Source organism: Mesorhizobium sp. WSM4841, from assembly GCF_055811515.1.
This window is the reverse complement of record NZ_JBVVQC010000086.1, coordinates 1-1,204: the sequence shown is the minus strand read 5'-3', so window position 1 is coordinate 1,204 and position 1,204 is coordinate 1. Positions and strand designations below refer to the sequence as shown.

Below are 1,204 nucleotides of genomic sequence, written 5' to 3'. Positions count from 1 at the left end.
TTTGCCATCCTATCGAGCCAGGGCATTGAGGTCGATGGTTTCTATTTTCTGGTGTCTGAACCAGGCGTCGAAGACGCCGTCGGCAGCGGTTGGGCGGAAGGCGACGGATTTGCCGGCGAAGGCCCTGCACAGGCGCATGGTGTGGCCGAGGATGGAGACGAAGCCATGCTGCTGAACGCGGCGGACGAGATCGTCCTTGGCATAGTCGAACGGCTCGACGATTTCGCGATACTGGCGCTGCGAGACGCGGTAGCGGTCGAGCGGCACGGCGCCGCCAAGCGCGTCGTGCGGACGCACGGTGTTGTAGACGTGACGCCAGCGATCGAAGGCGTCCTGGGCCTTGGGGAGATCGGCAAAGGGCGGTCCCTGCAGCGCTTCGGCTTTGAGCGAGCGATGGAAGCGCTCGTCCTTGCCGAGCGTCTGCGGGTGGCAAGGCCTGGAGTGGCTGACGGCGACGCCAGCCTCGATCAGCCAGACGGTGAGCAGCGTGAAGTTGTTGCGGCCGCCGTCGCCCCAGGGCGGGCCGTTGTCGGTGGCGATACGCCACGGCAGGCCGTAGCGGCGGAAGGCGGCGATCAGCCGGGCCTTCACGGTTGCGGTGGTCTGATCGGCGCAGGCCGACAGCGCGATCGAGAAGCGCGAATGGTCGTCGAGCACAGTGAGCGGATGCAGCCGACCGCCATGCAAGGCGACGTGGCCCTTGAAATCCATCTGCCACAGATCGTTGGGAGCTTCGTGCTCGAAGCGGATGAAGGGCTGCGCCCCGCCGCCCAGCGCGCCCAGCGCGATGCCGTTGCGGCGCAGGATGCCGGTCACCGTCGAGGCCGCGGGCGTGCCGATGCCATCGCGGGCGATGACCCGCGCGATCTTGCGTCCACCCCAAGCCGGATGCGCTGCGCGCACCGAAAGCGCAGCCGTTTCCACCTCCGGCGCGCACTGCGCCGGGCTCGATCGCGGCCGCCGCGACTGCTCGGCCAGTCCTGCCTCGCCCTCGCTCCGGTAGCGCGAAAGCAGCTTGTGGCCGCACGTCCGTCCGATGCCGAAGCGCCGACACAACGCGCTCACATTCGACCCCTCCGCCGAGGCCAGCCTCACGAACTCCAACTTCTGCTTCATCGCGCTTCTGTCCTTGAACGGCATCCCGAACCCCCTCGCGCACAATGCGCAAAACTGTTCGCGATGTCCTCGCACACCTGTTCGCGAT

1 protein-coding gene is annotated in these 1,204 nt (G+C 67.3%); it reads right to left on the bottom strand.

Annotated features, from left to right (window positions below):
* Positions 1-9 precede the first annotated feature (9 nt).
* Positions 10-1,140 carry an IS481 family transposase gene (locus AC0L14_RS34730; protein WP_473752225.1) on the bottom strand — a complete coding sequence of 377 codons (1,131 nt, stop codon included), beginning with the start codon at positions 1,138-1,140 and terminating at the stop codon, positions 10-12.
* Positions 1,141-1,204 lie beyond the last annotated feature (64 nt).

Excerpts from the sequence above, each read along its gene's own strand:
- AC0L14_RS34730 (WP_473752225.1), bottom strand. The coding sequence starts at position 1,140 with ATGCCGTTCAAGGACAGAAGCGCGATGAAGCAGAAGTTGGAGTTCGTG.